Consider the following 23,983-nt stretch of genomic DNA (forward strand, 5'->3'; position numbering starts at 1 on the left):
AACGGCCCTTTTCGCTTTGCCAAAAACGCCATGTCCTAGCGCAAACTCGGTCCGTTTTCATGAGGACAGCGTGCGTCGAATGCCCGATTGCTTGGGGTTTTACCCTCTCACGCAGGCGCAAGAAACAGCGCGACCATCGCATGACTTCCCGTTCCCCGCCTTCCGGAGAGATGCCCCATGCCTCCACGACCCACCCAAGTGGCCCTGACCGCATTGCTGGCCTGTGCCATTTCCCTTCCCGGTCTGGCGGCGGTGCCCGCAGGCGCGGCCGCTGAAATCGTGAGCCTGCAGGGCCAGGGCGACCAACGCGCCGCCAGTACGCCTGAATGGCACCCCGCTCGACCCGCACAGGTGCTGTCGGCCGGAGACTTTGTGCGCACCCGCGAGGCCGCCCGCATGGCGCTGCTGTTTGCCGACGAAACTCAGTTGCGCCTGCACCAGAACACGGTGCTGCAGGTCAAGACCATCGCCACGGCGGGCCAGCCGGTCACCACGCTGCGCCTGGACGCAGGCCGCGCCTGGACACAGACGCGCCGCCCCACGGGCAGCTCCCTGCAAATGGAAACCCCGGCTGCCACCGCTGCCATCCGGGGAACCGACTGGGACATCCGTGTAGAACCCGATGGCCGCACCCTGCTCACGGTGCTCTCGGGCACGGTGGATTTCGGCAACGAGCAGGGGCGCATCGCCGTTGGCGCCAACGAGGCCGCTTACGCCGAAGTGGGCAAGGCCCCTATCAAGCTGGTGCTGGGCCAGCCACGGGACCGCGTGCAATGGGTCAACGCCCTGCAGGCCGACCCTTTGCCGCACCTGGCCGCCACGCCACTGCCTGCGGCGCTAGAGCCCGTGCGCGCTGCGCTCGCTGCCCACGACCTGGACGCCGCGCGCACCGCACTGGCGCGGGCACGCGCAAGCGCCCCACCCCAGTGGACCGCCGCGATGGAAGCGGCCATTGCATTGCAAGCCGGGGACTGGCGCAGTGCCCGCGACCTGCTGGCACGCCAGTTGCAGGGCCAAGCGCCACTGCCGGTCTGGCTCATGCAATCCGACCTGCTGCTCATCGACGGCGAAGGCGCGGACGCCATCCGCACGCTTGAGCGCGCCTTGCAGCAATGGCCCGCGCACCCGGCCCTGCTGGCGCAGCTGGCGCGTGCCCAATTGCTGACCGACCGCGTGCCCGATGCAGAGGCCACCTTGGCTACGGCGCAGGGTGTGGCCAACCCCGAGCTGGCCCTTGCCCGCGCCGCGCTGGCGCGTCGGCAGGGCGACGCACCGGCCACACTGGCTGCCTACGCCGATGCGACGGCGCTGGCGCCACAAGACGCGCGCGGCTGGCTGGGCCTGGGCAGCGTGTACACCGAGCGCGAAAACACCGGCCCGGCTCGCAAGAATTTGCAGCAGGCTCTGGCGCTGGACCCGCATGTGGTGGGTGCGCAGGGCGAGCGCGGCACGCTGGAAACGTTTTCCAATCGTTTCGCCGAGGCCGAATCCGCCTTTGCCAGCGCGCTGGACGATCAGCCCGCCGACTACGTCGCGCTCACCGGCCTGGGGCTGCTGCGCCTCAAGCAAGGGCAACCGCAGGCTGCTCTCGAGGCCTTCCTGCGCGCCGGGGTGATGGAGCCGCGCTACGCCCGCGCCCGCACCTGGACTGCCGTCGCCTACTACCAACTGGACCGCCACCAGGACGCCATCAGCACGCTGCGGCAGGCCAGCGTGTTGGATGACAAGGACCCTGTCCCCTACATGCTGCTGGCGCAGATTTACACCGACCTGTTCCAGCCCGGTGAGGCCGTGCAGGCGGCCCGCTCGGCGGTCACGCGCATGCCCTATTTGAAATCACTCAACCAGCTTGCCAACGACCAAAAGGGCAGTGCCAACCTGGGCGCATCGCTCGCCTTCTTCGGTATGGAAGATTGGGCCCTGGAGCTGGCGCAGCAGAGCTTTTCGCCTTACTGGGGCGCGAGCCATTTGTTTCTGGCCGACCGCTATCGGGGTGAATTCAATAAAAACTCCGAGTTGTTCCAGGGCTTTCTTACTGACCCGATGGCGTTTGGCGCCAGCCCGCGCTATTCGTCCTTGTTGCAAAAGCCCGGTGCCCATGGAACCGTGGACCTGTTGCATGAGCAGGAGTTTTATAAGCTCAGTGCGCCCTCGGTCACCTTCAACGGCATGGACAACCGGCAGCGGCCCATTGCGTGGTTCTTGAAGGCGCAGAAGGCGAAAGGCGGCCACTTTCCGATTGATGTCGGCGTCACCAACCAACCGGCGGCGTACGACCCGAGCGGCACGGCCGATGCAGATGCTGATGTGCTCACCATTGGACTGGGCATGCAGCCGAATGAGCAGCTCAACCTGTTCGCCTATGCCAACCACACGGGCATCAAGTTGCGGGCCCACAACCTGTCTGCCACCGAGGTGGACAAAACCGCGCAGCAGGGCGTGCTGGGGCTGTCCTATCGCTGGAGCCCGACCGAGCAGACCTGGCTCAAGCTGGGGCGTGGCCTGGAAAACATGCGCATTGCGAGCTTTCCGACCCTCTTCGAGTTGGGACCGCTTGCGGGCGTTGCCGGCGTGTCTGCAAATCCCCGAAAAACTCTGAGCGACCTGCAACTGCGCCACAGCGTCGATCTGGAACCGGGTACGCGCTGGAGCCTGGCGCTGGAGCATGTGGAAGAAAACCAGGCCAGCGAAACCTTGGGTGCAGGCATTTTGAGCACGGTCGAAGGGGGGCAGACGTTCTCGGACGTCGTGTATTTCGGCGGCTTGAACGCCATTGACCGTCGCTACACCGGTTTCACGCTGGACGGGCAGAAGCAACTGACCCCGGCGCTGAAGATCGACGGCGCGGTAGCGCTGCAACAGATTCACCAACGCGTGAACGGCGCCAGCGGCCTGCGCTTGGCGACCTCCGGATTCGAGAATATTGAGACTGCCCAGCGCAAGGACACCGAGCGAGCCCTCACACCGCGCCTGGGCGTCGTCATGCAGCCAGCACCCGGCGCGACGCTGCGCCTGGCGTACCAGGACTGGTTGCGCCCCCTGAGCGTCTCCACCCTGACCCGCGTGGAGACCGCTGGCATCGCGGTAGAAGACCGGCTGGTGGAAGCCGGCGGAAGACACAAACGCCTGGTGGCGCAGTGGAGCCAGGAGCTGGGCGCCAATACCTTTGTGAGCGCCCGCGCCGACCACCTGCAGCTGCGCAACCCCGACACGCTGGGCGTGGACCTGCGCACGCCCAGCCTGCCGTTTCTGGAAGAGATGCGCAACGCCCAGCTCGTCAACCTCTCCAGCACCGACCTGCTGGAAGACACCCCCAGCTTCCACCACGGCACGCTGAATGCGCTTGCCGCAGGCGTCAACCACATGGTGAATCGCCAATGGTCGGTCTACGGAAAATACCAATACCAGCACAGCGAAACCGACTACTTTTCCGAGACAGCCAATCTCGTAGCCAACACCCGATTTATCCCGTACATCCCCCGCCACACCCTGGCACTGGGCAGCACCTGGGCCAGCAGCAAGCGCCTGTACGTAAGCGGCCGCGCCGTGTACCGATCCGAGCGCTTTGAGGACGCGAGCAACCTCACGCGCCGTCCCCCTGGCTGGAGCCTGGACCTGGTCGGTTTCTGGGAATCGAGCGACAAACACTGGCTCGTCGGTGTGGGTGCGCTCAACCTGTTCGGTCCCAAATCGGCTCGCCAGAAGGCCCGCTACGTGCTCGATGCGCGCTATCGGTTTTAAGCGCCTTGCGCTCTTGCTCGGCGCGGCCTTGCTGGCGCTGCTGCTGGTCGGCGCGGCCTCGCTCAGCCGCCCATGGCACGCGCTGGAGTTCAAAACCTTCGACCTCTGGACCTCGCTGGCCGCGCCGCACCGCAGCACCTTGCCAGTGGTGCTGCTCGCCATCGACGAACCGACGTTCCAGGAGGTGCAGCAACGCTGGCCGTTCCCGCGCAGCCTGCACGCGCGCCTGCTCGATCGCCTGCGCGAGGACGGCGCCACTGCTGTGGGCTTTGACGTGGTCTTTGCCGACCCGAGCGCCCCCGAGCAGGATGCCGCGTTTGCCCATTCGTTGGCAGCGGCTGCGGCAGCGGGCCTGCCGGTCGTGCTGGCTGCAACGCGCGAAAAGGTCGAGAGCGCCAGCGCGACGCTCTGGACCGACGTGCTGCCACTGCCAGCCTTCGTCGCAGCCGGTGCACAGTACGGAAACGCCGAGGTGCAACCTGACGACGATTTCGTGGTGCGCCGCATGCCGCAAAGTGAGGGAAGCTTCTCTGCAGCGCTCGCCCGCGCTGCAACGCGGCATGCAGTCCCTGCGTCGTCCGCTAACCTCATTGCCTACCGAGGTCCGCGCGGCACCTTCGACACGCGCTCGTACTACCAGGCGCTGGAACCGGGGCTGCTGCCCGAAGGTTTTTTTCGTGGCAAGGTGGTGCTGATCGGCCGCTCTGCGCTGACGGCCAGCGAGCTGCAGCACAGCCAGGCCGACCTCTTCAATTCGCCGTTTGCGGCCCTGGGTGGCGAGCGCCTGTTCCCCGGCGTGGAACTTCAGGCCACGCTGCTCGATAACCGGGCCGTTGGTGATGGTCTGCGCCTCGTGCCCGAGGCGTGGTCGCTGGCGCTGGTGCTGCTTGCACTCACCGTGCTGTTGCCCGCCACTCTGCGCTGGCACCCTGGCGCAGTGGCCTTGCTGACGGCAGGCCTTGTCGGCGGCATGGCGCTGCTGTCCTGGCTGCTGTTTCTTCAATTCGGGCGCTGGCTTGCGCCGCTGTTCCCCATGGCTGCGACCGCCAGTATCTATGGCGCAAGCGCGCTGACGGCATACGCGCAGACGCGCCAGAGGGCGCGCCAAACCCGCGCCATGTTTTCGCAGTACGTTCCTGCGGCGGTGGTATCGCGACTTGTTGCAGAGCCCGAGCTGCTGCGCCTGGGCGGTGAGGCGCGCGAAGTCACCCTGTTGTTCACCGACTTGGCGGGATTCACCACGCTTTCAGAACAACTCAGCGCCGAGCAGACGGTGGAGCTGCTCGGCCTGTACTTTGGCGCCATGGCTCCCATCGTGCACGCCAGTGGCGGCACCATCGACAAATACATTGGCGATGCGCTGATGGCTTTCTGGGGTGCGCCCCTTGACGATGTGGACCACGCCGAGCACGCAGTGCGTGCTGCCGTTGCCATGCAGGAGGCCATGGGCAATCTGTGCGATGCGCTGGAGCGCCGCGGGCTGCCGCGCATTGCCATGCGCATTGGCGTGCACTCGGGGCGGGTGGTGGTGGGCAATGTGGGCTCAGCAGAGCGCTTTTCGTACACCGCGATTGGCGACGCGGTGAACCTGGCGGCGCGGCTGGAAGGCGCGAACAAGGCGTTTGGCACCGGCATCCTGCTCTCGGGCGACACGGCGGCGCTGCTGCCCGCAAACATGCTGCTGCGTGTGCTGGATGAGGTCATCGTGAAAGGGAAAAGCCAGGCGATCCGGGTGTACACGCCCTGTGCCGACGCTGCGCTGTGCCGCCTTTGCGCCGATACGCTGGACGCCTTTGCGCACCGTGAGTGGGCGCACGCCAGAGCAGGGCTCGAAGCGCTGCAGCGGGCATTGCCAGGGGACTTGGCCACACTGCGCCTGCTGGAGCGCTTGAATGCGGCCTGTAATCTGGCCGAGGATGCGAATTGGTCGGCGGCCCAAGCACTCGACAAGCTGTAGCAAGTCAGCACATTCATAGGGATTTTTCATGCTATTTTGATAGCTAACAATGCATATGGATAGAGCGATAGAGGTACTTTTTATCCATATTTCATTCGGGTAGACGGCCCATCCACCGCTTTCTCACCGCCTGCATTCTTCGCCGGTGGGCCCCCTTGCCCGGCCGCCTTCGCAGCGCGGTGTGGGCCAAAGCCGACAGGCACAAAAAAGCCCGCGCGCGGCGGGCTTTTGCAGGAAGCGAAGCGCTTACTTGGCCGCGACCACGCGCACCATGTCCAGACACTTGTTCGAGTAACCCCACTCGTTGTCGTACCAGGCGACCACCTTGAGGAAGGTGTCGTCGAGCGCAATGCCGGCTTCGGCGTCGAACACACTGGTGCAGGTCTCGCCGATGAAGTCGGTGCCCACCACCTTGTCTTCGGTGTAGCCGAGGATGCCCTTGAGCGCGCCTTGCGACTGCGCCTTCATCTCGGCGCAGATTTCCTTGTAGGTGGCAGGTTTTTCCAGCTCCACCGTCAGGTCGACCACCGAGACGTTGGACGTCGGCACGCGGAACGACATGCCGGTGAGCTTTTTATTCAACTCGGGAATCACCACGCCCACCGCCTTGGCTGCGCCGGTGCTGCTGGGGATGATGTTTTCCAGAATGCCGCGGCCGCCGCGCCAGTCCTTGTTGGAAGGGCCGTCCACGGTTTTCTGCGTGGCCGTGGCAGCGTGCACCGTGGTCATCAGGCCGCGCTTGATGCCCCATTTGTCGTTCAGCACCTTGGCCACGGGAGCCAGGCAGTTGGTGGTGCAGCTGGCGTTGCTGATGATGGCCTGGCCGGCGTAGCTCTTGCAGTTCACACCGTGCACGAACATGGGCGTATCGTCCTTCGACGGCGCCGACATGATGACCTTCTTGGCGCCTGCATCGAGGTGCTTTTGCGCGGTTTCCTTGGTCAGGAAGAGGCCCGTGGCTTCAATGACGATGTCGGCGCCGGCCTCGTTCCACTTCAAGGCTGCCGGGTCGCGCTCCTGTGTCAAACGAATCTTCTTGCCGTTGACGATGAGGTTGCTGCCTTCCACCGACACCTCGCCCTGGAAGCGGCCGTGCACGCTGTCGTACTTGAGCATGTAGGCCAGATAGTCGGGCTCCAGCAGGTCGTTGATGGCCACGACCTCGATGTCAGAAAAATTCTGCACCGCAGCGCGGAACACCATGCGGCCGATGCGGCCGAAACCGTTGATACCAATCTTGATTGCCATAGCTCAGTCTCTCCAGGGTGGGATTGCCAAAAATTACTTGCGTTTGAGGGCTGCCAGCACGGTGGCAGCAACGTTCTCTTCGGTGAAACCAAAGTGCTTGAACAACACCGGTGCCGGGGCCGATTCGCCAAAGGTATCGATGCCGACGACCGCCGCGCAGCCGTACTTCCACCAACCGCTGGTGACGCCCATTTCCACGGCAATGCGGGGCACGCCCGTAGGCAACACGGCCTTTTTGTACTTCACGTCCTCGCTGTCGAAGGTGGTGGTACTGGGCATGGAGACCACGCGCACGGCGATCTTCTTGGCGGCCAGCAGGCGCTGGGCCTTGAGCGCCAGTTGCACTTCAGAGCCGGTGGCGATGATGACGGCCTGGGCTTTCTTCTTCAGGCCCACGTCGGCGGGCTCGGACAGCACATAGGCGCCGCGAGAGATGTTGCCCAGATCGCGCTTGGGGGCGTACGGAAGGTTCTGGCGGCTCAGCAGCAACGCAGTCGGCTTGTTGCGGTTCGAGAGCGCCACGCCCCAGGCCACGGTGGTTTCCGCCGTATCGGCCGGGCGCCACACATCCAGGTTGGGAATGAGACGCAGGCTGGCCGCATGCTCGATCGACTGGTGCGTCGGGCCGTCTTCGCCCAGACCAATCGAGTCGTGGGTGAACACATGGATCACGCGCCGCTTCATCAGCGCCGCCATGCGAATCGCGTTGCGGCTGTAGTCGCTAAACGTCAGGAAGGTGCCGCCGTACGGAATGAAACCGCCGTGCAGCGCAATGCCGTTCATCACCGCCGCCATGCCGAACTCGCGCACGCCGTAGTTGATGTGGCGACCAATGTGGCCGTCTTCGCTCTTTACGACCGCGCCCTTGGCGTCCATGCGCAGCGGCGCTGTGGATTGGGTGTTGGTCAGGTTGGAGCCGGTCAGGTCGGCGCTGCCGCCCAGCATTTCGGGCAGCTTGGCGGTAAAGGCTTCCAGCGCCAGTTGGCTCGCCTTGCGGCTGGCCACGGTTTCGCCCTTGGTGTGCGCGTCGACCACGGCGTCGACCGCGGTCTGTGCGAAATGCTTGGGCAGGTCGCCCGCCATGCGGCGTTCGAATTCGGCCGCCAGCTCGGGAAAGGCGGCGCGGTAGGCGGCAAAGCGCTGGTTCCATTCGGCCTGGGCCTGGGCGCCTGCCTCCTTGGCGTTCCAGTCGGCATAGACCTCAGCTGGAACCTCGAACGGCGCATAGGGCCAGCCAATGGCCGCGCGGGTCAGAGCAATTTCTTCGGCGCCCAATGGCTCGCCGTGCGCCTTGGCGGTGTTGGCGCGGTTGGGTGAGCCCTGGCCAATGCGCGTCTTGCAGACGATAAGCGTGGGCTTGCCGTTTGGTGCGCGGGCCTTGGCAATGGCCTTGTCCACGGCGTCGGCGTTGTTTCCGTCGATGGGGCCCATCACGTTCCAGCCGCAGGCTTCAAAGCGCTTGGGCGTGTTGTCGATGAACCAGGGTGCCACCTGGCCGTCAATCGAAATGCCGTTGTCGTCGTACAGCGCAATCAGCTTGCCGAGTTTCCACGCGCCGGCCAGTGCCACGGCTTCGTGGCTGATGCCTTCCATCAGGCAGCCGTCGCCCAGCATCACGTAGGTGTGGTGGTCCACCACGGTGTGGCCGGCCCGGTTGAATTCGGCTGCCAGCAGCTTTTCGGCCAGCGCCATGCCGACCGCGTTGGTCAGGCCCTGGCCCAGCGGGCCGGTGGTCGTTTCCACGCCGGGCGTCACGTCCACTTCGGGGTGGCCGGCGGTCTTGCTGTGCAGTTGGCGGAAGTTCTTGAGTTCCTGGATCGGCAGCTCGTAGCCCGTCAGGTGCAGCACCGCGTAGAGCAGCATGGATGCGTGGCCGTTGGAGAGCACGAAGCGGTCACGGTCGGCCCAGTGCGGGTCCAGCGGGTTGTGGCGCAGGTGCCGTCCCCACAGCGCAACCGCCATGTCGGCCATGCCCATGGGCGCACCGGGGTGGCCGGAATTGGCTTGTTGCACAGCATCCATTGCGAGTGCGCGGATCGCATTCGCCATTTGTTCAGAGTTGGCCATCGGGGCGGGTCCGGTCAGGACGGTCATGAGGGGAAACCCCAGATTTTAACGGTGTGCCTTGAACCGCTTCTCCACAGCGGCATCGGCACCGCCGCACGATGCACTAGAGTGCCAAGCGTGACCCTCCCTGTGCCCCCCTCAAGTCCCCTCCCTGCTGGTTCGGCGGCTTCGCGCCACCAAGACGCAGAGCAGGCCCCCGCACTGCTGCTGGCCGCCGGCCGTGGGGAGCGCATGCGGCCGCTGACCGACCACACGCCCAAGCCCCTGCTGCAAGTGCACGGCCGCCCGTTGCTGGCCTGGCATTTGCACGCGCTGGCGCACGCCGGCGTGCCGCGCGTGGTGATCAACACCGCCTGGCTGGGCGAGCAGATTACCGAGCATTTTGGAAGCTTTTTTGGCCTCCAGCGCACGACTGATAAGCGCGAGCAGCTATCAATTTCATACTCCAACGAAGGCCTCGACTTTGGCGGCGCGCTGGAGACAGCGGGCGGCATTGCACGCGCCCTGCCGCTGCTGGACTCGGACGTGTTCTGGCTGGCGGCGGGCGATGTGTTCATGCCGGCTTTTGGCTTCGCCGCGGCAGCCGTGCGCGCCTTTCGCCACAGCGGCGCGCTGGCGCGCCTGTGGCTGGTGCCCAACCCGCCGCAGCACCCGCGCGGCGATTTTGGCCTCTCGGACGCCGGCCTGGCGCTGAACCTGCAGGAGGCCGACCCACGGCCCCGCTACACCTACAGCACCGTCGCCCTGCTGCACCGCGATCTGTTTGCCCCGCCCTGGTGCGATATTGCGCCCGGCAACCCGCAAGGGGTACGCGCGGCACTGGCACCGCTGCTGCGCCGGGCGATGGACAATGGCCGCGTGCAGGCCGAACTTCACACTGGCCGCTGGGTCGATGTGGGTACGCCGCAGCGCCTGGTCGACCTCAACGCCGAAACCTTGTCACCATGACCCTCACCCCGCCCCTCTCTTTGTATGCCGAGCGCCGCGCGCGCCTGGCGGCCCAGCTTGGCCCTGGCGGCATCGCCATCGTGCCGACCGCACCCGAACGCCAGCGCAACCGCGACAGCGACTTCCCGTACCGGCACGACAGCTACTTCTATTACCTCACGGGCTTTGCCGAACCCCATGCCTGGCTGGTGCTGACCGCTGAGGGCCAGAGCACCCTGCTGTGCCAGCCCAAGGATCTGGAGCGCGAAATCTGGGACGGCTACCGCCTGGGCCCCGACGCCGCCGTGGCCGCACTGGGGGTCGACGCGGCGCTGCCCGTGGGCGAGCTCGACGCGCGCCTGCCCCGCTTGCTGGAAAACCGCGAACGCGTCTGGTTCCCCTTTGCCACGCACGACGGCCTGGCCGCGCGCGTCGAAGGCTGGCTGGCCAAGGTGCGCGAGCGCGTGCGCTACGGCGCGCTGTGCCCGCAGCAGCAAGGCGACCTGTGCGCGCTGCTGGACGAAATGCGCTTGGTGAAGGACGCGCACGAAATCGCCCTGATGCGGGGCGCCGGCGCCATCAGCGCACGTGCCCATATTCGCGCCATGCAGCGCTCGGCACGCATGCTGGCGGCGGGCGAAGACCTGCGCGAATTCCACCTCGAAGCCGAACTGCTGCACGAGTTCCGCCAAAGCGGCGCCGAAGCACCCGCCTATGGCTCCATCGTCGCCGCCGGCGCCAACGCCTGCGTGCTGCACTACCGCGCCGACCGCGCGCAGGTGCGCAGCGGCGACCTGGTGCTGATCGACGCGGCCTGCGAACTGCACGGCTATGCGAGCGACATCACACGCACCTTCCCCGCCAACGGCAAGTTCACTGGTCCCCAGCGCGCGCTCTACGACGTGGTGCTGGCCAGCCAGGAAGCCGCCATTGCCGCCACCCGGCCCGGCGCGCGCTTTACCGACCCGCACGACGCGGCGGTGTTGGTGCTGGCGCAGGGCCTGCTCGACCTGGGCTTGCTCGACAAAGCCCAGCACGCCAGCGCGCAGGACGTGGTGGCAACCCGTGCTTACTTCCCTTTCTACATGCACCGCACCGGCCACTGGATCGGCATGGACGTGCACGACTGCGGCAGCTACGTCGAGCCTGCCGAACAAGGCCAGACCAGCGAGCGGCGCGATCCCCTGTCGGGCGAGCTCATCGTCGACCGGCCCAGCCGCATCCTGCGCGCCGGCATGGCGCTGACCATCGAGCCCGGTCTCTACATCCGGCCCGCCCCCGACGTGCCCGAGGCCTTCCACCACCTGGGCGTACGCATCGAAGACGACGCCATCGTGACCGACGCCGGCTGCGAGCTGCTCACGCGCGGGGTGCCGGTGGCGGCCGAGGCGATTGAAGCGTTGATGGAAGAGGCTGCGTCTCGCTGAGGCCACAAAAAAACCCCGCTGCGGCCAGGCCGAGCGGGGTGTGGAAGGGGACAGGCGGGCCCGCTGTGGGGCCCGGCGCCGTCCCTGGGGAGGGATTCCTTTGTTCAGGCGGGCAAATTACATGCCGTACTTGCGCTTGGCGTCGGCCACGCAGCTGTCCTGCTCTGCGCCCTTGAGCGCGTCGCAGCGTTCCTTGGCGGCCTTGTAGTCGGCTTCGTTCTTTTCGTGTGCAGCGTCTTGCTTGGCTTCGGCCACGTCGGCGCGTTTTTCGCTCATGTTGTCGGCGGGCTTGGCTTCGGCGCGCGCCACCTTGGCGTTTTCAAGCGCGCGCACGTGGGCAGCCTTGGCGTCCTTCTTGCAGACGTCCTTGGCGTTGCCAGCGGCGTCGTCGCACTTTTCCTTGGCGACTTCGTAGTTGGCATCGGCGCGCGCCTTGGCTACCTTGTAGGCCGACTTGTCGCTGGGCTTGTACTGGGCTTCGAGTTCGGCCTTGGCAATGTCTTCGGTGCCCTTGGCTTCCTTCATGCAGACGTCCTTGGCGTTGTCCTTGAGGACGTCGCACTTTTCCTTGGCCATTTTGTAGTTGGCCGAAATGCGGTCCTTGGCAGCCGAGTGTTCGGCCTTGTCCATGGCCATGCCGGTGGTGGCTACCAGGCCGGTAAGCGCCAGGGCGATGAGGTTGCGGGTGAAGTTCATGGTATTTCCTCGGCTTTCTGGCTTAGTCGTTGAAGCGGAAATCGGGGTTGCGGGTATGCCAGTCTTTCAACTGCTTCTCCGCCGCGTCCCTGGCCAGGCCTTCGCGCTCCTGGAGCTTGCCGATGAACTGCTCGCGCTTGCCATCGATGACGTCCAGATCGTCGTTGGTCAGCTTGCCCCACTGCTCCTGTACCTTGCCGGTGAATTGCTTCCAGTTGCCCTTGATGCGGTCTTCGTTCATGTCGTGTTCCTCTTCGTGTCACGGATCAGGCCTTTCGCCGGAAGCGGCGAAAACCAATGCCTGACTCGATGGGCTCACTGTAGAAACGTGTCGCCTGGCACGGCGTAGTCGGCCGGCGGTCGGCGCTGTCAGACGAAGTCGCGCCGCGCAGTCGGCGGCAAAAGCGGTGCGCTGCGGAGCGTGCGAGGCGCTCCGGGTACCGTCTGGCGAGCGCGCTCAGGGCGCCGTGCGGTCCACCCAGGCGGACAGCTCGCGCGCCGCCTGGCGTGCCGCCTGCGCCAAGGCAGCGGCGCCGCCCGCCGCATCGGCGCTGGGGGCGCTCTGGTGCGCTTCGAAGACGCGCTGGGCGCGCAGGCGCTCGCCCTGGGGTGTGGGTTCAGCGAGCGTGGCGCGCAGGCGCAGCACGCCCTCGCTTTGGCTGGGCGCGCTGAAGACCTGGCTGAATTCCTCCAGCTCGATGCGCAGCACCAGCAGACTGCCGTTGCCTTCGCGCGCGGCTTCGCGTGCGGCGCGCAAACCCAGCACGGCGCGCTCTGCGCCGAGTTCGCCGGCCACGCTTTGTTGCACCAGCCGGCCTGGCGGCTGGCTCCAGCGGGCACGCTGGTAGGCGCGCAGTTGCCGGGCGTCGTCATAGCCCAGGCGGTAGTGCAGGGCGGTGCTGCCCTCTGGCAGGCCGGGGCTCTCGACATCGGCCAGCACCAGCGGCGCGCGCTGCGGCGCTGTTGCCGCGCCCTGCGCTGGCGCCCGGCTCGCACCTGGGCCAAAGTCGTACACCACGGGGGGCACCGGCGGCGCTGGCAAGGCCGAGCATGCAGCCAAAAAAGTCAAGCAAAAAATGGCTCCAACGCTTATCCGTAGGGCGCTAACAGCTATATTTTTCATAGTATTCATGGTGCACTCACTGCGGGTTGCGGGCCGGGGCTACAAAACCCGGTTCACCCGGCCCAGGGCGGGCCGGGCCGGATCCATAGATGAAGCCCTGGGGGTTGGCGCTGACGTCGGCGGCCGTGCGGGTGATCTGGCGCGCTGCGCGGCCCGTGTCGTCGGCAGCGCGCTCCAGGCTGGGCAGTGTGCTGGCCTTGAGCCGGTCGGCCGCCTGCGAGAAGGTTTGCGCCCCGCGCGCGGCCTGCTCGATGGGCCCGCCGGGGGCGTTGAGGCGCTGCGCGGTCTGGCCGAAGGTATCGGCCATCACCGAAACCTGGTCGCCCGCCTTCTTCAGCGACTGCACCGCGCCGCTGGCGTCCTTGGCGAGTGCGGGCAGCGCGGCCAGGGCGGGGTCGAGGCGCTCGGTCACGCTGCGGTCGATCCGCCGCGCGAGCACATCGAGGCTGGACGCCGCATTGCCGATATTCATCAGTGCTTGCGAGAAGCGCTTTTGGTTGTCGTCGGCGAGCAATTGGTTGATCCGTTTGCTCGCTTCCTGCACCTGACCCAGGATCACCGGTCCTTGCTCGGAGAGTTGGGCAAAGGGGGACGAGTGCAGTGGCAAACGAGGCAGACCGCTCGGCCCAGGGGGCAAGGGCGGGTGGGCCTTGCCAGCGTCGTCAAGCAGGATGTACGACAAGCCCGTAACGCCCTGGTAGCCCAACGTGGCAAAGGTGGTGGGGGTGATGGGTGCGTCGTCGTCCACGGCGATACGGATCAGCACGTTGCCGCTGACCTGTGGGTCAAAACCGATGTGCGTGACCTTGCCCACCGCCACGCCCTTGTAGCGCACGGCGGCCTGGGGCTGCAGGCCGCTGACGCCGTCGCGCGTGGTCAACTCGTAGGCGACGTAGTCGCCGTTGTCGCGGGTAAGCCACATGGCCAGCGCCACCACCATGGCGCTGACCGCCAGCACGAACAACCCGGCGGCGAGCGCGTGGGATTTGTTTTCCATCAGGTCTCCTTGCCGGCTTGCACCGGCGCCATGGCGCGGCGGCCGCGCTCACCCAGAAAAAATTGCTTCACGAAGGGATGCGGGAAATGTGCCACCTCGGTCGGCGTCCCGGTCACGATGACTTTGCGGTCGGCCAGCACGGCCACGCGCGTGGCGAGCGCAAACAAGGTATCGAGGTCGTGCGTGACCATCACCATGGTGGTTTCCAATGCGTCGTGCAGTTCGCGCACCAATTCGCAGAATTCATCGGCGCCATTGGGGTCCAGCCCGGCGGTGGGCTCGTCGAGCAGAAGCAAAGGCGGGTCCATGATGAGCGCACGCGCCAGCGCCACGCGCTTGATCATGCCGCCCGACAGATCGGCCGGCATGCGCGTGGCGTGCTCGGGTTTGAGCCCGACCATCTGCAGCTTGACCAGTGCCGCATCGCGCACCAGTTCGGCGGGCAGCGTGCCCTGCTCGCGCAGCGCAAAAGCCACGTTGTCGAGCACGTTGAAGGCGGAAAACAGCGCGCCGTGCTGAAACAGCATGCCCACGCGGCTGGCCGCGCCTTGGCCGCCCATCTCCAACGCCGGCCGACCCAGCACCGTGACGCTGCCCCGCGCGGGGTGCAGCAGGCCCAGCATCTGGCGCAGCAACACCGTTTTCCCGGTGCCCGAGCCGCCCACCAGCGCCAGAATCTCGCCGCGCTGCACCGTGAGCGACAGATCCTGGTGCACGGTATAGGCCTCCGCGCCCTTGCCAAAGGTGGTCTGCAGACCTTCGATGCGCACCACGGGCTCAGCGCGGGAGGCGGCAGCTGGGACGTTGGACAAGTCCGCCATCTCAGTTTTCCGTGGCGCGGCGAACCACCCGGATCGCAAGCAACTGGCGCGGTCCAAGCCAGCGGCTGCCGCGCAAGGGCCGCCACGACATGCAGATGTCGTTTGCACTTCGGGCGCTGGCGGCATCCCCCTTCCCGCATCGCGCAGCAATGCGGGAGATGGGGGAATGCGACAAAGGCGACTCGGGGGGATGCTTCATTTCAAAACCCCACACTCTTGAAGGCCACGGCGAAGAGCGCGTCCACGATGATGACCACGGTGATCGAGGACACCACCGACGCGGTCGTGCCGGCACCCAGGCTTTGCGTGTTCGGCTTGACCCGGAGCCCCCAGTGGCAGCCCACCAGAGCAATCAGCGTGCCGAACACCACCGATTTCGAGAGCGCCAGCGTCAGGTTGCCAGTGTTCACCGCGTTGGGCAGTGCTTGCAAAAAATAGGCCGGCGAGACGTCCATGGCCGCGTCTGCCGCCAGCATGCCGCCGGTCAGGGCTGCCAGCGTGGTCCATACGCTCAGCAGCGGCATGGCAATGGCGAGAGCCACCGCGCGCGGCATCACCAGCCGAAACCCCTGAGGAATGCCCATGACGCGCATGGCGTCGAGTTCTTCGGTGACACGCATGACGCCGATCTGCGCCGTGATCGCCGAGCCCGAGCGCCCGGCCACCAGAATGGCGGCCAGCATGGGGCCGAGTTCGCGAATCAGCGAGATGCCCAGAATGTTGACGATAAACGCCTCGGCGCCAAACTGGCGCAGTTGCAGGCTCATCAGGTAGGCCAGCACCACGCCGATCAAAAAGCCGACAAGCGCGGTAATCGGCAAGGCGGTCGCGCCCATGCGGTAGAGGTGGCCCGAGATATCGCGCCAGGGCGCGCGGTGCGGCGCGCGCAGCACGCGCAGGCTGTCGAGCAGCAACTGGCCGATCAGGATCAGCATGCGCTGCAGATGATCGACGGCGTGCAGTACCAGCACCCCCAGCGCGTCGATCTGCTGGGCGAACGACCAGGGCTCGGGCGGTGGCGCTTCGGTGGTGAGCGACGCGACGCGCTCGAGGATGGAGCGCTGCGTGGCGTCGAGCTTCAGGCGCTGGGGCCAGGCGCGGCCCCAATGGTTCCACAGCAGTTGCGCACCAACATGGTCCAGCCAGTCAAGGCCACTCAGGTCCCAACCCAGCTGGGCCTGCGGCGGTGCGGCGGCCAGTTCGGCACGCAGCGACCGCCAGCGTCTGCGTGCGCCGATGTCGGCCGCACCCCAGCGCCCGTGCAGTTGCATGCACGGGCCTTGGGGCGTGTCCTGGCGTGTCAGTCGGGGAGCGGTATCGGGCATTGCAGGGGCGGAGCGTGGAGCGCGCGGCGTTGCGCATGCGGGAGGATGCATGGTAGCGGCAGCGGGCGACCGTCAGCAGAACGCCTGCACATACAGAGAAAATCGTATCAAAATGGGGCGTTTGCGCATATGTCGCAAGCCCTGATTGCTATTGAATAAGTAGCTTTTCATGGCAATTCCGTCACATTTCACGCCATCTTTGGACCTCTGCATGAGCGATACCACATACGACTACATCGTCATCGGTGGCGGCACCGCCGGCGCCCTGCTGGCCAACCGGCTCAGCGCAGACCCACGCCGCCGCGTTTTGCTGGTGGAAGCCGGCGGCAAGGACAACTACCACTGGATTCACATTCCGGTGGGCTACCTGTATTGCATCGGCAACCCGCGTACCGACTGGCTGTATCAGACCGAGCCGGATCCTGGGCTCAACGGCCGCACGCTGCGCTACCCGCGCGGCAAGACGCTGGGCGGTTGCAGCAGCATCAACGGCATGATCTACATGCGCGGCCAGGCACGCGACTACGACCAGTGGGCGGCGCTCACCGGCGAAGAAGAATGGCGCTGGGAGCAGGCGCTGCCTGATTTTCGCCGCCACGAGAACCATTGGCGACTCGATGCCTCCGGTCAGGCCGACGAGGCGTTTGCCCGCCTGCATGGCCACCCCCGCCTGGGCGGCAGCGGCGAGTGGCGCGTCGAGAAGCAGCGCCTGCGCTGGGACGTGCTGGACGCGTTTGCGCTGGCCGCGCAGCAGGCCGGCATTCCGGCCACCCAGGACTTCAATGGCGGTGACAACGAGGGTGTGGGCTACTTCGAGGTCAATCAGAAAAAGGGCTGGCGCTGGAACACCGCCAAAGCCTTTTTGCGCCCGGCCTGCAGCGAGCGGCCCAATTTCGATCTGTGGACCGGCGCGCAGGCAACGCGACTGCTGCTGGAAAAACTCCCCGATGGCAGCCAGCGCTGCCAGGGTGCGGAAATCTGGACGGGTCAGGAGATGGTGAAGGCATTTGCCCGCTGCGAGGTGGTGCTGGCCGCTGGCTCCATCAATTCGCCCCAGTTGCTCCAACTCTCGGGCATCGGGCCGGCGGCTCTACTGGCGGCGCATGGCATTGCGGTGGCGCACGAGTTGCCTGGAGTTGGAGCCAACCTGCAAGACCATTTGCAGATTCGTTCGGTCTTCAAGGTCCAAGGGGTGAAGACGCTGAACAAACTCGCCGGATCGCTCCTGGGCAAGGCGCGCATTGGCCTGGAATACGCGGTCACCCGCAGCGGTCCGATGAGCATGGCGCCTTCGCAGCTGGGCGCGTTCGCGCGCAGTTCGCCCGAGCGCGAGCACGCCAATCTCGAGTTCCACGTCCAGCCGCTCTCGCTCGATGCCTTTGGCGACCCGCTGCATTCGTTTGCCGCATTCACGGCGAGCGTGTGCAATCTGAACCCGAGCAGCCGCGGCAGCGTGCAGATCAAAAGCCCGCGTTTCCAGGACGCCCCTGCCATTGCCCCCAACTACCTGAGCACGCAGGAAGACCGGCAGGTGGCCGCCGACAGCCTGCGTCTGGCCCGGCGCATCGTCTCGCAACCTGCTCTGGCGCGCTACCAGCCCGAGGAGTTCAAGCCCGGCGTGCAATACCAAAGTGACGAAGAACTGGCTCGCCTGGCCGGGGACATCGCCACCACCATCTTCCACCCCGTGGGCACCACCGCCATGGGCCGTGCGGACGATCCGCAGGCGGTGCTCGACCCGCGCCTTCGCGTGCGCGGCATTGCCGGGCTGCGCGTCGTGGACGCTGGCGCCATGCCCACCATCACCAGCGGCAATACCAATGCGCCGACCTTGATGATTGCCGAGAAAGCCGCGCGCTGGATTGCGAAGGACCATGGCGCTTGACGTAAGGCATGGCGTTTTCCGGGGGAAATTCCCTATGGCCGAATGCTCGCCTGGCCCCTACAGTTGCCCCACTCGATGGCGCCCACGGGCTGCCAACACGGGGAGGGCTGAGGAGACAAACGCCAACAACACCAAGGATTCCAGAGCACCCGACGAGGTGCCTTCTTTTTTCAGACGCCGGCCTAGCCGGCGTTTTTTTTTGCTCTCTGTGAACGCAGCGGGGGTTGGGCAGAGGCCGCCGCCTGACACAATCGCGCCAATGGAATGGATTCTCGTTTCGCTGGCCTCGCTGCTCGCCGGTTTCATTGATGCCGTCGTCGGCGGCGGCGGTCTGGTCTTGCTGCCGGCCTTGTTCGCCACCTTTCCCAGCGCGCCGCCGGCCACGCTGCTGGGCACCAACAAAAGCGCCTCGATCTGGGGCACGGCCATGGCCACTTGGCAGTACAGCCGACGTGTACAGATCCGCTGGCGCGCGCTGCTGCCTGCGGCGCTGACGGGCTTCGTCGGCGCCTTTGCCGGGGCCTGGGCGGTCACGGTGCTCTCGCCCGATTTCCTGCGCCGCATGCTGCCGTTCGTGCTGTTTGCCGTGCTGGTGTACACCGTGGCCAAGAAGGAGCTGGGTCGCCACCACCGCCCCCGCTTTACCGGCCGCGCAGAATGGCTGGCCGCCAGCGCCATTGGTTTGTCGATTGGTTTTTACGACGGATTTTTCGGCCCTGGGACGGGCAGTTTTTTCGTTTTTCTGTTTGTCCGCTGGCTGGGATATGACTTCCTTAACGCTTCGGCATCCGCCAAGCTGCTGAATGTTTCGACCAACATTGCCGCGCTGATTCTGTTCACCGCCAAAGGCCATGTCTGGTGGCACTTTGCGCTGCCGCTGGCAGTGGCCAATGTGGTGGGCAGCGTGATCGGTACGCACATGGCGCTCAAGCACGGAACGGGTTTCGTACGCTCCATCTTCATCTTCGTCGTGAGCGCGCTGATTTTGAAAACCGGTTACGACGCCTTCCTGCGCTGAGGGAAATACCTGATCGGGAGATGCATTTCACAAACTTATAATCGCGGCCTTGTTCGCACCGAAGTCTGTGAAACGCAGCGCTCGGGCAGGCGATTCACCAAGCTCCGGCTTCGCTACCGCAGGCCGGATTTTTTGTACCTGAAATCACCCCAGACAGGACACAAGATGAAGTTGTTCAAAACATTGGCCTGCACTGCACTGACCTTGTGCGCCGTATTTTCCGTGCAAGCGCGCCCCCTTGACGAGGTCAAGAAGAGCGGCACGCTGATCGCTGCCACCGAAGGCCAGTTTGCCCCGTTCAACTATTTCAACGGCACGACCCTGACCGGTTTTGAAGTCGAATTGGCCGAGCTGGTCGCCAAGAAAATGGGGCTGAAGATTCAGTGGAAAACGCTGGGCTTCGACGCACTGCTCACCGGCCTGCGCCAGGACCGCTGGGACCTGGTCATCGCTTCGCACGGCATCACCGATGAGCGCGCCAAAGCGGTCACCTTCACTGCGCCGCACTACTGCTCGGGCGGCATGATCATCACCATGGACCCTGCCATTCGCACTGGCAAGGACCTGGCAGGCAAGGTGGTCGCCGTGCAGACCGGCACCAGCTACCTTGAAAATGTGCAGAAAGTATCTGCCGTTAAAGAGGTCAAGAACTTTCCCACCGACGTGGATGCGCGCAGCGCCCTCAATTCGCGCCGTGTGGACGCCTGGGTAACCGACCGCTTTGTGGCCAAGGCCGTTGTTGACAAAAACCCCAACGCGGGCTTCAAGCTTGGCGACATGCTGTTCATTGAGCGCATTGCTGCAGCCGTGGCCAAGGGCAATCAGCCGTTGGCAGACGCCTGGTCGCAAGGCCTGGCCGCGATTCAGGCCGACGGCAGCTACGCCGAGCTGTCGAAGAAATACTTCAACGAAGACGTGCGCTGCCACTGAGCTTGAACAGACTCCTGTCTTTTTCTTTTCATGCTCGTTGCCCTTTGGCCACAGCGCTGGAGCCGTCAGCAGCGCAGCAACGCCACGCTCATTAGCGCCCTGGTGCTGATGGTGGTGGCGCTGGCTGCGCTCGGCTGGTTGCTGTCCTTTCTGCCCGAACCCATAGGCTCGAACGCGCAGGCGTTTTCCGCCGGTGCGCGCACCACGCTGTGGCTCACCCTGGTGAGCGGCACCCTGGGCCTGCTGCTTGGAACCAGTGCCGCCCTGGCGCGCACCGCGCGTTGGCGCGCGCTGCGCTGGGTGGCCAGCTTCTACATCTGGGCGATTCGCGGCACACCGCTGCTGGTCCAGATTCTGTTTGTCTACTTTGCCCTACCCGCCCTGGTGCCGGGGTTGAATCTGCCAGATTTTGCCGCCGCCGTCGTTGCTTTGTCGCTCAACGTCGGCGCCTACAACTCTGAGGCCATTCGTGCCGGCCTGCTGGCCGTGCCACGTGGACAGACAGAGGCCGCGCGCGCGTTGGGGCTGGGCCACGCCCATGTATTTTTTGATGTGGTGTTCCCGCAGGCTTTCAAAATTTCCCTGCCGCCGCTGGTGAGCAATTTTGTCGCGCTGCTCAAAGATTCGTCTCTGGCCTACGCGATCGGTGTGGTCGAGCTCACCAATGTGGGCAACCGCATTCAGTCAGCCACATTTCAGCCGATTGCAACGCTCTCCACGGTGGCGGTCACCTATCTGCTGCTGACCACACTGGTGACGCAGATCTCGAACGCCATCGAGTATCGGTTTGACGTTGAAGGGCGCAGCAAATGAGCGCGTCGCAAGCCTTCATCGTTACAGACCATGTGTGCAAGTCCTTCGGCAGCCACCAGGTGCTGCGCGACGTCTCCACCCACTTCAGCACGGGCGAGGTGACGGTCATTATTGGCGCCTCGGGGTCGGGAAAAAGCACCTTGCTGCGCGCCATCAACCGGCTTGAACCTCACGACAGCGGCACCATCACCATCGATGGTGTTGTGGTCTCCGACGATACCGCGACACTGCAAAAGCAGCGCTGCGAGGTGGGCATGGTATTCCAGCAGTTCAATCTGTTTGGTCATCTCTCGGTCCTTGACAACATCACCCTCGCCCCAAGGCGCGTGCGCCACACGGCCCGCGCCGAGGCCAATGCGCAGGCCATGGTTCTGCTGCGCCGCGTCGGTCTGCAAGAGCATGCACACAAGTACCCGTGGCAGCTCTCGGGCGGACAACAGCAGCGCGTAGCCATTGCACGTGCTCTGGCCATGAACCCCAAGGTCATGCTGTTCGACGAGCCCACTTCCGCCTTGGATCCGGAAATGGTTCAGGAAGTGCTGGACGTGATGCGTGAACTGGCCCACGGCGGCATGACCATGATCGTCGTCACGCATGAAATGGGTTTTGCACGCGAAGTGGCCGACCGTGTGCTGTTTTTCGATCAAGGCTGCATCGCGCACGACGCACCGCCGGAAGCGTTCTTTGGTAACCCCGCCAACGACCGTATCCGTGCATTCATAGGCCGCATGGGCGCCTGAATCCTCCACCTTTTCTACCCCCCGGAGTTACCATGAAACGAAGCTCTCTCTTTCTTGCCTTGATGGCAGCCGGCCTGTGCAGCCTGTCGGGCCAGGTGTTTGCGCAATCCGCGCAGGATTTCAATGACATGCGGGCCGAGCTCAAGGCCTTGCGCGCCGAGCTGGACCAGCTCAAGGCGAAGCAGGCTCAGCCCGCGCCGGCCGCCAGTGCTGCGGCCTGGAACGAGCGCCTCGATACCGTTGAGCTGCGCCAAAAGGACGCCGTGGTGCTCGGCGACGTGCCTGGGAGCTTCCGCCTGCCCGGCAGCGAGACCTCGATTCGCGTCTATGGTTTTGCCGAAGCCAACCTGATCAAGGACTTCAAGAGCACCGCTCCCGGAGACAACTTCAGCAATCTGCCCGAGCAGCCGCTGGCCTCCACCCACCCTTCGACCGGCAAGAACGTGCTCACCGGGCAGACCTCGCGCTTTGGTTTCGAAACTTCCACGCCCATGGGCAACGGCGCGTTCAACACCAAAATCGAAGCCGATTTCTATGGCTATTGCGGCAGCGAATGCAACCGCAACCGCCTGCGCTTGCGCCATGCCTATGGCGAATATGCTGGCTGGCTGATCGGACAGACCTGGTCGACGTTCATGGACCTCGACAACCTGCCCGAGACGGTGGACTTCAATGGCCCGCCCGGCGCCACCTCGCGCCGCCCGGTGCAAGTGCGCTACACCTGGAACAACCCCAACCTGGCCAAGTTCCAGTTTGCGTTGGAAGAGCCCTCCGACGGTGCGCATTCGCCCAATCTGGTGGCGCGCGTCGACAAAGGCTTTGACTGGGGCGCGCTCAATGCCCGCATCCTCTCGCACGAGCAGCGTGTGGACGGCGCCAGCAAGCGCGGCTTTGGTTTTGGCGTGGGTGGTAGCTACAAGCTGACGGGCAGCGCCACGCTGATGGCGCAGTACACGCAGGTCGACGGCGACGGTGACGGCGCCTATCTGGTCGGCGCAAACTACCCGGTGCTTGACGGTGGTACCCTGCGCCTGGACCGCGCACGCGGTGTGGTGCTGGGGCTGTCCAACGCCTTCAGCGAGCAGCTGCGCGGCACCATTTCGGTGGGCACGGTACGTTCCACACGCAGAGTCGGCGATGCCTATGTGAGCGCCTACGGTCTTGAAGGCAATGAGCGCCTGACGCAGTGGCACATCGGCATGTACTACCTGCCGATCAAGAACGTCGAATTGGGCACCGAACTCATGGGTGGGCGCCGCACCACTTTTGGCGGCGACACGGGCAACCTGAGTCGTTTGAATCTGCAAGCGCGCTACATCTTCAACTGATCTCTCCTCCTTCCCACAGAGGCTGGCCGCGCAAGCGGCCAGCTTTTTTTCATGCAATCAGAAAAACGCGGGCTGGCGGCCCTGTTGTTGGTTACCGCCGTATGGGGCACCACCTTCCCGGCGATGAAGCTGCTTTCGGTCCAGTTGGATGCGTTGCAGATCATCTGGCTGCGTTTTGCCATCGCCTTGCTGGTGTTGGCACCGCTGTGGCGCGGTATGCGGTCTGAGGAGCGCAGATGGGGCCTGCTGCTGGGGACGGTGCTGTTCATCGCCTTCTGGTTGCAGATCGAGGGGCTGGGCCGCACCAGCAGCAACCGCAATGCCTTTGTCACCGGGCTGAACGTCCTGGTCGTTCCGGTGCTTGCCATGCTGGTGCTGCGCCGCAGCTATGGTTGGCGTCTGTGGGCCGCTTGCGCGCTGGCGGCTGTGGGCATGGCCTTGATGTTCCACGAAGATGAACCCTGGAACCTCGGCGATACGCTGACCCTATGCAGCACGCTGTTCTATGCCATCTACATTCTGCTGCTGGAAGCGTGTGCGCGACGTCATGCGGCGAAGCCCTTGCGCGCGGCCCGCATGGCTGCAGCGCAGGCAAGCGTGATGTGCCTGGCTGCCTTTGTGTTGCTGCTTGCGCGCCACGGGAGCGGCTGGCGCTCAGGCATGAATGCCTTGGATGCGCTGTCCTGGGCGGCATTGATCTATCTGGGGGTGTTGGCCAGCGTGCTGGTGGTAACGCTGCAGGCCTGGGGCCAGCAGCGGGTGGATGCTTTGCGCAGCGCCATCGTGTTCGGGTTGGAGCCCGTCTTCGCAGCACTCACGGCCTGGGCCCTGCTGGGCGAGCGCATGGGGCTGGTGGCGCTTTTGGGCGCTGCCATGGTGGTGCTGGCGCTGATCTGGAGCCAATGGCAACCGGCGCCGGTTTTGGCGCGGCCATAGTTGG

The 23,983-nt window shown here is 65.1% G+C and carries 19 protein-coding genes; 11 read left to right on the top strand and 8 right to left on the bottom strand.

Annotated features, from left to right (window positions below; translation table 11 throughout):
* The first annotated feature begins 177 nt into the window (after positions 1-177).
* Together C6571_RS07805 and C6571_RS07810 are read left to right on the top strand one after the other, a co-directional pair.
* Entirely contained in the window at positions 178-3,741 is a 3,564-nt protein-coding gene (locus C6571_RS07805) for a tetratricopeptide repeat protein (protein ID WP_106446179.1), read from the top strand.
* Positions 3,722-5,698: an adenylate/guanylate cyclase domain-containing protein gene (locus tag C6571_RS07810; protein WP_106446180.1), complete on the top strand. Its 1,977-nt coding sequence runs from the start codon at positions 3,722-3,724 to the stop codon at positions 5,696-5,698. The genes C6571_RS07805 and C6571_RS07810 overlap by 20 nt, the downstream gene beginning before the upstream one ends.
* 246 nt (positions 5,699-5,944) lie before the next feature.
* Here the strand turns inward: C6571_RS07810 and gap are convergent, their stop codons facing one another.
* Positions 5,945-6,946 (bottom strand): type I glyceraldehyde-3-phosphate dehydrogenase, encoded by a 1,002-nt coding sequence (gene gap, locus C6571_RS07815; RefSeq protein ID WP_106446181.1) that lies wholly within the window; start codon positions 6,944-6,946, stop codon positions 5,945-5,947.
* A 33-nt stretch (positions 6,947-6,979) separates the two neighbouring features.
* Entirely contained in the window at positions 6,980-9,013 is a 2,034-nt protein-coding gene (gene tkt / locus C6571_RS07820) for a transketolase (protein WP_106446182.1), read from the bottom strand.
* Between the two features lie 231 nt (positions 9,014-9,244).
* Between tkt and C6571_RS07825 the strand changes: the two genes are divergently transcribed.
* A complete protein-coding gene (locus C6571_RS07825; RefSeq protein ID WP_245901515.1) occupies positions 9,245-9,961 on the top strand; it encodes a nucleotidyltransferase family protein in 717 nt (238 codons plus the stop codon).
* On the top strand, positions 9,958-11,367 hold the full coding sequence (locus tag C6571_RS07830; RefSeq protein WP_106446184.1) for an aminopeptidase P N-terminal domain-containing protein: 1,410 nt from the start codon (positions 9,958-9,960) through the stop codon (positions 11,365-11,367). The genes C6571_RS07825 and C6571_RS07830 overlap by 4 nt, the downstream gene beginning before the upstream one ends.
* Before the next feature lie 117 nt (positions 11,368-11,484).
* On the opposite strand, the gene C6571_RS07835 is transcribed toward C6571_RS07830, so the two are convergent.
* The 6 genes from C6571_RS07835 to C6571_RS07865 all read right to left on the bottom strand — a co-directional run bounded on the left by C6571_RS07835 (position 11,485) and on the right by C6571_RS07865 (position 16,329).
* The gene (locus C6571_RS07835) at positions 11,485-12,063 is read right to left on the bottom strand and encodes a hypothetical protein (protein ID WP_106446185.1); all 579 of its coding nucleotides are present in this window, start codon (positions 12,061-12,063) and stop codon (positions 11,485-11,487) included.
* A gap of 22 nt (positions 12,064-12,085) precedes the next feature.
* On the bottom strand, positions 12,086-12,304 hold the full coding sequence (locus tag C6571_RS07840) for a CsbD family protein (protein WP_106446186.1): 219 nt from the start codon (positions 12,302-12,304) through the stop codon (positions 12,086-12,088).
* 216 nt (positions 12,305-12,520) lie between these two features.
* Positions 12,521-13,123, bottom strand: a complete 603-nt coding sequence (locus C6571_RS07845) for an ABC-type transport auxiliary lipoprotein family protein (RefSeq protein ID WP_245901451.1) — start codon at positions 13,121-13,123, stop codon at positions 12,521-12,523.
* Between the two features lie 79 nt (positions 13,124-13,202).
* A complete protein-coding gene (locus tag C6571_RS07850; protein WP_106446188.1) occupies positions 13,203-14,183 on the bottom strand; it encodes an MlaD family protein in 981 nt (326 codons plus the stop codon).
* The gene (locus tag C6571_RS07855) at positions 14,183-15,004 is read right to left on the bottom strand and encodes an ABC transporter ATP-binding protein (RefSeq protein ID WP_106446189.1); all 822 of its coding nucleotides are present in this window, start codon (positions 15,002-15,004) and stop codon (positions 14,183-14,185) included. The genes C6571_RS07850 and C6571_RS07855 overlap by 1 nt, the downstream gene beginning before the upstream one ends.
* A gap of 200 nt (positions 15,005-15,204) precedes the next feature.
* Positions 15,205-16,329, bottom strand: coding sequence for an MlaE family ABC transporter permease (locus C6571_RS07865; RefSeq protein WP_106446191.1), 1,125 nt, complete (start codon positions 16,327-16,329; stop codon positions 15,205-15,207).
* Positions 16,330-16,540: 211 nt separating this feature from the next.
* On the opposite strand from C6571_RS07865, the gene C6571_RS07870 reads away from it, so the two are divergent.
* The 7 genes from C6571_RS07870 (at position 16,541) to C6571_RS07900 (ending at position 23,979) form a co-directional block, all read left to right on the top strand.
* The gene (locus tag C6571_RS07870; RefSeq protein WP_106446192.1) at positions 16,541-18,214 is read left to right on the top strand and encodes a GMC family oxidoreductase; all 1,674 of its coding nucleotides are present in this window, start codon (positions 16,541-16,543) and stop codon (positions 18,212-18,214) included.
* A 259-nt stretch (positions 18,215-18,473) separates the two neighbouring features.
* Positions 18,474-19,232: a sulfite exporter TauE/SafE family protein gene (locus tag C6571_RS07875; RefSeq protein WP_106446193.1), complete on the top strand. Its 759-nt coding sequence runs from the start codon at positions 18,474-18,476 to the stop codon at positions 19,230-19,232.
* Positions 19,233-19,397: 165 nt separating this feature from the next.
* The gene (locus C6571_RS07880) at positions 19,398-20,162 is read left to right on the top strand and encodes an ABC transporter substrate-binding protein (protein WP_106446194.1); all 765 of its coding nucleotides are present in this window, start codon (positions 19,398-19,400) and stop codon (positions 20,160-20,162) included.
* Between the two features lie 30 nt (positions 20,163-20,192).
* Positions 20,193-20,975: an amino acid ABC transporter permease gene (locus C6571_RS07885; protein WP_106446195.1), complete on the top strand. Its 783-nt coding sequence runs from the start codon at positions 20,193-20,195 to the stop codon at positions 20,973-20,975.
* Positions 20,972-21,715 carry an amino acid ABC transporter ATP-binding protein gene (locus C6571_RS07890; RefSeq protein ID WP_106446196.1) on the top strand — a complete coding sequence of 248 codons (744 nt, stop codon included), beginning with the start codon at positions 20,972-20,974 and terminating at the stop codon, positions 21,713-21,715. The genes C6571_RS07885 and C6571_RS07890 overlap by 4 nt, the downstream gene beginning before the upstream one ends.
* 32 nt (positions 21,716-21,747) lie before the next feature.
* Positions 21,748-23,043, top strand: coding sequence for a DcaP family trimeric outer membrane transporter (locus tag C6571_RS07895; RefSeq protein ID WP_106446197.1), 1,296 nt, complete (start codon positions 21,748-21,750; stop codon positions 23,041-23,043).
* 51 nt (positions 23,044-23,094) lie between these two features.
* Entirely contained in the window at positions 23,095-23,979 is an 885-nt protein-coding gene (locus C6571_RS07900) for a DMT family transporter (RefSeq protein WP_106446198.1), read from the top strand.
* Positions 23,980-23,983 lie beyond the last annotated feature (4 nt).

This window comes from Simplicispira suum, assembly GCF_003008595.1.
GTDB classification, from domain to species: domain Bacteria; phylum Pseudomonadota; class Gammaproteobacteria; order Burkholderiales; family Burkholderiaceae_C; genus Simplicispira; species Simplicispira suum.

Coding starts and splice junctions, on each gene's coding strand:
- C6571_RS07855 (WP_106446189.1), bottom strand. CDS start 15,004: ATGGCGGACTTGTCCAACGTCCCAGCTGCCGCCTCCCGCGCTGAGCCC.
- C6571_RS07875 (WP_106446193.1), top strand. CDS start 18,474: ATGGAATGGATTCTCGTTTCGCTGGCCTCGCTGCTCGCCGGTTTCATT.
- C6571_RS07850 (WP_106446188.1), bottom strand. CDS start 14,183: ATGGAAAACAAATCCCACGCGCTCGCCGCCGGGTTGTTCGTGCTGGCG.
- C6571_RS07895 (WP_106446197.1), top strand. CDS start 21,748: ATGAAACGAAGCTCTCTCTTTCTTGCCTTGATGGCAGCCGGCCTGTGC.
- C6571_RS07885 (WP_106446195.1), top strand. CDS start 20,193: ATGCTCGTTGCCCTTTGGCCACAGCGCTGGAGCCGTCAGCAGCGCAGC.
- C6571_RS07830 (WP_106446184.1), top strand. CDS start 9,958: ATGACCCTCACCCCGCCCCTCTCTTTGTATGCCGAGCGCCGCGCGCGC.
- C6571_RS07810 (WP_106446180.1), top strand. CDS start 3,722: ATGCGCGCTATCGGTTTTAAGCGCCTTGCGCTCTTGCTCGGCGCGGCC.
- C6571_RS07840 (WP_106446186.1), bottom strand. CDS start 12,304: ATGAACGAAGACCGCATCAAGGGCAACTGGAAGCAATTCACCGGCAAG.
- C6571_RS07900 (WP_106446198.1), top strand. CDS start 23,095: ATGCAATCAGAAAAACGCGGGCTGGCGGCCCTGTTGTTGGTTACCGCC.
- gap (WP_106446181.1), bottom strand. CDS start 6,946: ATGGCAATCAAGATTGGTATCAACGGTTTCGGCCGCATCGGCCGCATG.
- C6571_RS07865 (WP_106446191.1), bottom strand. CDS start 16,329: ATGCCCGATACCGCTCCCCGACTGACACGCCAGGACACGCCCCAAGGC.
- C6571_RS07890 (WP_106446196.1), top strand. CDS start 20,972: ATGAGCGCGTCGCAAGCCTTCATCGTTACAGACCATGTGTGCAAGTCC.
- tkt (WP_106446182.1), bottom strand. CDS start 9,013: ATGGCCAACTCTGAACAAATGGCGAATGCGATCCGCGCACTCGCAATG.
- C6571_RS07870 (WP_106446192.1), top strand. CDS start 16,541: ATGAGCGATACCACATACGACTACATCGTCATCGGTGGCGGCACCGCC.
- C6571_RS07880 (WP_106446194.1), top strand. CDS start 19,398: ATGAAGTTGTTCAAAACATTGGCCTGCACTGCACTGACCTTGTGCGCC.
- C6571_RS07825 (WP_245901515.1), top strand. CDS start 9,245: ATGCGGCCGCTGACCGACCACACGCCCAAGCCCCTGCTGCAAGTGCAC.
- C6571_RS07805 (WP_106446179.1), top strand. CDS start 178: ATGCCTCCACGACCCACCCAAGTGGCCCTGACCGCATTGCTGGCCTGT.
- C6571_RS07835 (WP_106446185.1), bottom strand. CDS start 12,063: ATGAACTTCACCCGCAACCTCATCGCCCTGGCGCTTACCGGCCTGGTA.